This window comes from Desulfitobacterium sp. (assembly GCF_982384815.1).
This window is the reverse complement of sequence record NZ_CEVWNY010000140.1, coordinates 1-6,794: the sequence shown is the minus strand read 5'-3', so window position 1 is coordinate 6,794 and position 6,794 is coordinate 1. Positions and strand designations below refer to the sequence as shown.

The window sequence follows — 6,794 nt, the reverse complement described above, 5'->3', positions numbered from 1 at the left end:
GAGACTTCCTTCAGAGGGGGATTCAACCCCCGCTGAAGGTTAGTCGAGTCCATACTGGACTTAACCGCCCTTTGGCACCCGCCGCCTATAGAGGCGGGGGTCTTAGGGCGGATTAGTTCAGTGATAAAAAGATTACCGCTTTATTTGATTTCCGTGACGAACAACTCAATCTTAACAAGCAATTTTCAGAAAGGCTTGACCGTTTAGAAGCAAACTAAATTAATAATGTAAAACGAACAAGGGAGCTCGCAATAACTTAGGTGCGATTCTCCCTTTCTTATTTGATGTTTACTTTAAAAGTCATTACCAAGGGATCCGTGTGATAGAAACGAAATGCCCGCTCACATTCGATAAGCAGTTTGGCAAGGTCCACCAGCTTTATTCCGTATGCCAATCTTTATGTCTGCCTGCCTAGTTCATAACAGTCAAAATGGTCCCCTTTGGTTTTGAGAATAATATAATACCTTGAAGGGAGGCATATAGATGACGAATCAAGGATTCCTAAGCCATAACCACGGTAGTTCTACCCACACTTCCTGTGATAATGGACATTCTCATCAATGTTTAGACGTTACCGGACCGGCCATACCTACTGCCGATGGGAGCCATGTTCATAATTCCGAGAGTTGGGTCATGTATGAACACGGTCATACTCATTATTACAAATCCGTCTCCGGCCCTGCTCTGCAAGTAGCCGGTGGCTACCATGTGCATAATTGGGACTTCTATACATCTTATGAGGCCGGACATTGCCACCATATAACAGGTCCGGATATGCCGGCACCCAACTCCTAAGAGATACTTCCACTAAAAAACAGGGTACTCCGGAGCAAATTGTATTTACCGGAGCCCTGTTTTTTTGTATCACCCTCTAAATTAATCCCGGTTTAAAAAGTAAAATATTCATTTAATGTACGAATATTCTACTAATTCCGAATAAGCTGTTGTATAATTATAACTAATAAGTAATACAAATGAACGGTTTTGAGGAGTTGAACTTGAATGAAGTTAGATGCAGCAGTATCTCTAGCACCTGAATTAGGAAAATGGTATGACCAAGATGTATCTGTGTTTGTAACCGATACTGAGAAATTTATCGTTGCTTGTAATCACCCTAATCTGAACCTTAAGATTAAGGAAGGAGATTCACTCGAGAAATATAAGGAAAGTATGACCTATAAATCCTTAGTCACGAAACAGCGTATCGAAGCTTATGTTAGTAAAAATGATTCAATATTCGGCATCGGTTATGTTGCAATTTGTAATCCCATCATTGATGACGGTCAGGTCGTCGGAGTCATGACCGTTGACATTTCGACCGAGCGATACGATACTCTGGTTACCTCCGGCGAAGAAATACTTGCTGCGGTAGAGCAAATGAGTGCCTCTTCCGAAAATTTATCCGCCATGAGCGAAGAACTTGCCGCTACATCTAAAAACATGACGTTTTCTACGGACGATGTAAAAAGCAGTTTAGGATTTATTGAAGACATCGTCACTCAAATCAAAATGATTACCGCCCAAAGCAAGATTTTAGGGATTAATGCTTCAATTGAAGCAGCGCGAGCGGGTGAATACGGGCGTGGTTTCGGGGTCGTCGCGCAAGAAGTTAGAAAATTGGCCGAAAACACAAATTCCTCCGCAGCAAATATCGAAGCCAATCTTAATAAGTTACATTCATCTGTTCAGGTACTTATTGATTCAATCAGCCAATTAGCTAAAGTCAGCGAATCCCAGGCGGAAGGTGTCGTCGATTTGACCGGTGCTCTCAACCAGATCAGCACAATGGCGGAAGGATTAGTGAATACCGGTCGTAAGAGCTAGCCCACTTTCATAACCCTATTGCTTACATCAATACCGATTAGATAATGTTTAATTAACAGGGTATCGGGCTTCAATTAAGCCGTGCCCTGTTATTTTGCAGTGGGATCTCAGGATTGAAGCGAAGTATATATATACAATAAATTAAACAAAGGTAAATGGTTTTTAAGGAGTTGGCGAGTTGACAGCGATACCAATTATCTATGAAGACAATCATTTACTGGTAGTTGATAAACCACCTAATATCTTATCTCAAAAGGACCACACGGGAGATAGGGATATGTTGACCCTGCTGAAGCAGGATCTTAAGCTTCGTTTTAATAAACCGGGCAATGTCTACTTGGGACTTGTCCATCGGCTCGATAGGCCTGTGGGTGGGATCATGGTTTTTGCCAAGACTTCCAAAGCAGCTGCGAGGCTTTCCGAACAGGTCAGAAATAAGGATTTTATCCGCACCTATTTAGCCTTAATTCACGGTCAACCGCGCAGGGCAAAAAGCACTCTTGTTCACTATCTCCTTAAGGATGAAAAGACAAATATGGTCTCGGTAGTTAAAAAGGGCGTACAAGGAGCTAAAGAGGCCATCCTTGATTATGAGGTTGTCGGTAATTACAACCAAGCAAACCTTTGTCTCGTCAAAATCAACCTAATTACCGGCAGACCCCATCAAATCCGCGTCCAATTTGCTGAACTCGGCCACCCTTTATACGGTGATCAGCGTTATGGTAAAAATATCAAAGCAATTAAACCGGGGCAACCGATTGCTCTTTGGTCCTACGAAATCTCTTGTCTCCACCCTATAACTAAAGAGAGAATATATTTCCGCAGCACTCCGGCCAACCACAAACCTTGGAATGCAGCGGACTGGGGTTTTGACCATGACATCAGGGGTTTTGACCACGACATTAGGGGTTAAAACAAAAAAATACGGCATCTCCCCGGTGGTGCCGAGAAGATGCCGGCTATTATCTATCTAACCCTGCGCAAATCCCTGATATCCGCATCATGAGATAATGAACGATAAGACAACAGTTCCAACACTCTCCCCTGCTGCTCCTGAATATCGCTCATCCTTTTCTGTTCCTGCTTAATTGCGGTAATGTCCTGCTTCATCACAACTATGTCTTGCTTCATCACATCTATGTCTTGCTTCATCACAACCATGTCCTGCTTCATCACATCCATGTCCTGCCGCATTTCTTCCAACATCCCATTGTTATTGCCAACCATCCGAATTAAGTCCGCCGTCATTTGCTGCATTTGTGTCATGTCCCGTCTGATGTCACTGAATTCCTTCAATACCAAAGACCTAAATTCCTCATCCGACATCCGATTTTCCTCCATTTCTCCCGCACAGCTGCACCAACAAAGAAATATCTGTTCATTTTCTATGCTTAGTATATCATGATTTTTCCAGCTTTGAAAGATGTACGCATAAGTGAAAAAACCTTACTCCCTAGAGAAAACTACAAAGGAGTATCTAAAGTTATTCCCCTTTAGATATTCCTTCCCCGGCTATAATGACATAGATTAACTTTATTTTACCGTTTACAATTATCTTCCTAAGTCGATGATATTTTGAATGAGACCCTTACACTTTCCACATTCTTCACCGGTAACTTCATCGACACCGGTACCAGCTCCTGTCATCTCACTAACCTTTTCTACAGTATCAGCACCCGCTTTAACGGCATTAACTACTGTTTCCAAAGAAACTTTCTTACATCCACAAACGGAAGTAAGAATATTTTCTAATTCCGCTTTACAGCCTTCACACTCAGTACAAACCCCGGCAATTTCCGCTACCTCCTCTTTTGTTCTTGCTCCGGCAGTCATTGCCTTTCTGATGGAAATGTAGTCCACACCATTTTTAGTGCAAATTATTCTATTAGCTGCCATGCTTAGATCTCCTTCTTTCCATAAGTTATTATTATATTATGTTGTATTTCCTCGACTTATGTCAACAAGTGACTGTCTGTAGCCATCTCATTTGCCATGGATCAGGGTATTTAAAACCTGGCCCTTTTAGGAGCGACCAGGTCTTTTAATTTTGTCAAATATAAGGGAGCAATTCCGTGTTCAAGGTCGCCGTCCCTTACTTCTTACCCATAAATATGGCAGGACACCCAATGGCCGGGAGAGATTTCCTTAAGCACCGGAGCCTCTTCCTTACATTGAGGCATTTCTTTGAAGCACCGGGAGCAGAAGCGGCAGCCGGCCGGTGGGTTAATAGGACTGGGGACATCTCCTTCCAGGATAATCCGCTGCTTCTTTTTCTCAGGGTTGATTATGGGAATAGCCGAGAGGAGAGCCTGGGTATAAGGGTGCAGAGGATTTGCGTAAAGCTCTTTCTTCGGAGCGATTTCTACCAATTTACCCAGATACATTACCCCTACCCGGTCGCTGATGTGCTTAACAACATTGAGTCCATGGGCGATGAACAAATAGGTAAGACCAAACTCATCCTTCAAATCGGCCAAAAGGTTCAAAACCTGTGCTTGAATAGAGACATCCAGTGCCGAGACCGGCTCATCGCAGACGATCAGCTTGGGTTCAACAGCCAGGGCCCGGGCAATACCTACCCGCTGACGCTGACCCCCGGAAAACTCATGGGGATAGCGATTCCGTTGGTGCTGAGCTAAGCCCACACAGTTTAACAGATAAGTGACCCTTTCTTCGATTTTATTGGCCGGAAGAAGGTTATTGATGCGGATCGGTTCGGCGATAATGTCACCAACAGTCATGCGCGGGTTTAAGGAGGCGTAAGGGTCCTGAAAAATCATTTGAATGTCCTTACAGTAAGACCGCCGCTCGTTTTCCTTCAAAGCGGTGAGATCCTTGCCCTCGAAAAGCATTTTGCCGCTGGTCGGATTGTAGAGATTGACAATTATTTTACCGAGAGTGGTTTTGCCACAGCCGGATTCACCGACCAAGCCAAAGGCCTCGCCCTTGTGAATGGTAAAAGAGACATCGTCCACGGCCTTTAAGACCGAGGTCGTTTTACCGAAAAAACTTTTTCCCACAGGAAAATGCTTGGAAAGGTTTTGAACTTCCATCAATACTTCACCCATTGTGCATTCAATCCCCTTCCTTGTTCTTTTCATATAAGAAGCAGCGTACTTTGTGTCCGTCCCTATCGATCAACTCCGGTTTTTCCCGGGTGCAGCGTTCGGTGGAGTGTTCACATCGATCGGAGAAGGAGCATCCGGTCGGCATGTTTAAAGGATTAGGAACCATACCCTCAATCATATATAAGCGATCGCTGCTGTCATCATCGATTTGGGGGATGGATTTAAGCAAGCCGACAGTATAGGGATGTAGAGGATTTTTGAACAGGGTCTTAACATCGGCCTCTTCCACAATCTTCCCGCAGTACATCACGATAACCCGATCCGCTGCTTCGGAAACAACGCCAAGATCGTGAGTGATCAGCAATACCGCCATATTGAACTTTTCCCGCATATGATAAAGGAGATCAAGAATCTGCGCTTGAATGGTTACATCCAAAGCCGTAGTCGGTTCATCGGCAATCAAAAGCTGGGGCTCACAGGCCAAGGCCATGGCAATCATGACCCGCTGGCGCATACCGCCACTCATTTGGTGCGGATAATCATTAGCCCGATCAGCGGCAGAGGGTATGCCCACCATATCCAAAAGCTCAACGGTTCTGGTCAGGGCCTCTTTCTTGCTCAGCTTTTTATGGATCATCAGACTTTCCATGATCTGATCCTTAATCCGCCAGACCGGGTTCAAAGAGGTCATTGGCTCCTGAAAGATCATAGAGATCTTGTTACCGCGAATTTCTTGCAATTCCTTCTGACTCAGCTTGGCTAAATTCCGTTCTTCAAAAAGGATATCCCCCCCGGCAATCCGACCGGGCTTTTGTAAGAGGCCCATAACGGAAAGGGAGGTCACGCTTTTACCGGAGCCGGATTCGCCGACAATGGCCAGAATTTCACCTTTGTTTATGGAAAAACTGATGTCATCGACGGCGCGAACCGTACCCTTCTTCAGTTTAAATTCGGTTTTTAAGTTTTTCACTTCCAATAACATCGTGTTCACTACCCCTATTTTATTCTGGATTTCGGATCAAGGGCATCACGAAGCCCGTCGCCCAACAAGTTGAAGGCCAAAACAGTAATAGTGATGGCAATACCAGGGAAAATCAAGGTATAGGGAGCAGTAAAAATAAAGCCTCTGGCTCTACCCAGCATATCCCCCCACTCGGCAAAAGGCGGCTGCACACCCAAGCCTAAAAAGCCCAGGGCCGCCGTATCCAGTACAGCCGTGGAAATCCCCAAAGTGGCCCGCACCACGATCAAAGAGATAATATTCGGCAGGATATGCCGGAAGATAATTCGGCCGTCCTTGTTGCCGATGACCTTGGCAGCCTGAACATAGTCGCTTTCCTTAATGGAAAGGATGCTCCCCCGCACAATACGGGCATACTCCGGAATGGAAACCAGCCCGATGGCAATAACCGCCTTTTCCAAGCCTTTCCCCATGGCCGCCATAAAAGCAATAGCTAATAAGATGGAAGGAATGGCCAAGATCATGTCCATGACCCGCATAATGATGGTATCTGTTCTTCCCCCGCGATAGCCGGCGATGGCACCTAATAATACACCAATGGATAAAGAGATGGAGACGGCAGCAACCCCAACAAACAGAGAAATCTTCGTACCGTCAAGGACTCTGCTGAATAAGTCTCTTCCCAACTGATCTGTGCCAAACCAATGCTCGGAGTTAGGCGGGATAAAGCTTTTTGTCATATCTGAATAATTAGGATCATAAGGCAAAACCCGGATACCCAATAGCTCGCTCACCCATACTACTAAAGCAATCAACACTAAAATAGCAATAATCCATAGGCCAACCACTGCGGCCTTATTTTGCTTAAGGGTATCCCACATTTCTTTAAGCTGCGATTCTGGTTTTTCCACGTATTCAGCAGCCTGCATTTGTTCCTTGTC

At 44.9% G+C, this 6,794-nt stretch carries 8 protein-coding genes; 3 read left to right on the top strand and 5 right to left on the bottom strand.

The features are described 5' to 3' along the window. Positions 1-483: 483 nt before the first annotated feature. The 3 genes from AC1U9U_RS14780 (at position 484) to AC1U9U_RS14770 (ending at position 2,737) form a co-directional block, all read left to right on the top strand. Positions 484-795: a YmaF family protein gene (locus AC1U9U_RS14780; RefSeq protein ID WP_479961315.1), complete on the top strand. Its 312-nt coding sequence runs from the start codon at positions 484-486 to the stop codon at positions 793-795. A gap of 207 nt (positions 796-1,002) precedes the next feature. Next, positions 1,003-1,824 (top strand): methyl-accepting chemotaxis protein, encoded by an 822-nt coding sequence (locus AC1U9U_RS14775; RefSeq protein WP_479961314.1) that lies wholly within the window; start codon positions 1,003-1,005, stop codon positions 1,822-1,824. A gap of 178 nt (positions 1,825-2,002) precedes the next feature. Then, positions 2,003-2,737, top strand: a complete 735-nt coding sequence (locus AC1U9U_RS14770; RefSeq protein ID WP_479961313.1) for an RluA family pseudouridine synthase — start codon at positions 2,003-2,005, stop codon at positions 2,735-2,737. Between the two features lie 53 nt (positions 2,738-2,790). On the opposite strand, the gene AC1U9U_RS14765 is transcribed toward AC1U9U_RS14770, so the two are convergent. The 5 genes from AC1U9U_RS14765 to AC1U9U_RS14745 form a co-directional block, all read right to left on the bottom strand. Then, positions 2,791-3,150 (bottom strand): hypothetical protein, encoded by a 360-nt coding sequence (locus AC1U9U_RS14765; RefSeq protein ID WP_479961317.1) that lies wholly within the window; start codon positions 3,148-3,150, stop codon positions 2,791-2,793. A gap of 225 nt (positions 3,151-3,375) precedes the next feature. Continuing rightward, positions 3,376-3,720 carry a (2Fe-2S)-binding protein gene (locus AC1U9U_RS14760; RefSeq protein WP_479961312.1) on the bottom strand — a complete coding sequence of 115 codons (345 nt, stop codon included), beginning with the start codon at positions 3,718-3,720 and terminating at the stop codon, positions 3,376-3,378. Between the two features lie 203 nt (positions 3,721-3,923). Beyond that, positions 3,924-4,892: an ABC transporter ATP-binding protein gene (locus AC1U9U_RS14755; protein WP_479961311.1), complete on the bottom strand. Its 969-nt coding sequence runs from the start codon at positions 4,890-4,892 to the stop codon at positions 3,924-3,926. A gap of 7 nt (positions 4,893-4,899) precedes the next feature. Further along, the gene (locus AC1U9U_RS14750) at positions 4,900-5,874 is read right to left on the bottom strand and encodes an ABC transporter ATP-binding protein (RefSeq protein ID WP_479961310.1); all 975 of its coding nucleotides are present in this window, start codon (positions 5,872-5,874) and stop codon (positions 4,900-4,902) included. A gap of 14 nt (positions 5,875-5,888) precedes the next feature. Then, complete coding sequence (locus tag AC1U9U_RS14745; RefSeq protein WP_479961316.1) at positions 5,889-6,782, bottom strand: ABC transporter permease; 894 nt, start codon at positions 6,780-6,782, stop codon at positions 5,889-5,891. Between the last annotated feature and the right edge of the window lie 12 nt (positions 6,783-6,794).

Coding starts and splice junctions, on each gene's coding strand:
- AC1U9U_RS14780 (WP_479961315.1), top strand. CDS start 484: ATGACGAATCAAGGATTCCTAAGCCATAACCACGGTAGTTCTACCCAC.
- AC1U9U_RS14745 (WP_479961316.1), bottom strand. CDS start 6,782: ATGCAGGCTGCTGAATACGTGGAAAAACCAGAATCGCAGCTTAAAGAA.
- AC1U9U_RS14765 (WP_479961317.1), bottom strand. CDS start 3,150: ATGTCGGATGAGGAATTTAGGTCTTTGGTATTGAAGGAATTCAGTGAC.
- AC1U9U_RS14775 (WP_479961314.1), top strand. CDS start 1,003: ATGAAGTTAGATGCAGCAGTATCTCTAGCACCTGAATTAGGAAAATGG.
- AC1U9U_RS14750 (WP_479961310.1), bottom strand. CDS start 5,874: ATGTTATTGGAAGTGAAAAACTTAAAAACCGAATTTAAACTGAAGAAG.
- AC1U9U_RS14760 (WP_479961312.1), bottom strand. CDS start 3,720: ATGGCAGCTAATAGAATAATTTGCACTAAAAATGGTGTGGACTACATT.
- AC1U9U_RS14755 (WP_479961311.1), bottom strand. CDS start 4,892: ATGGGTGAAGTATTGATGGAAGTTCAAAACCTTTCCAAGCATTTTCCT.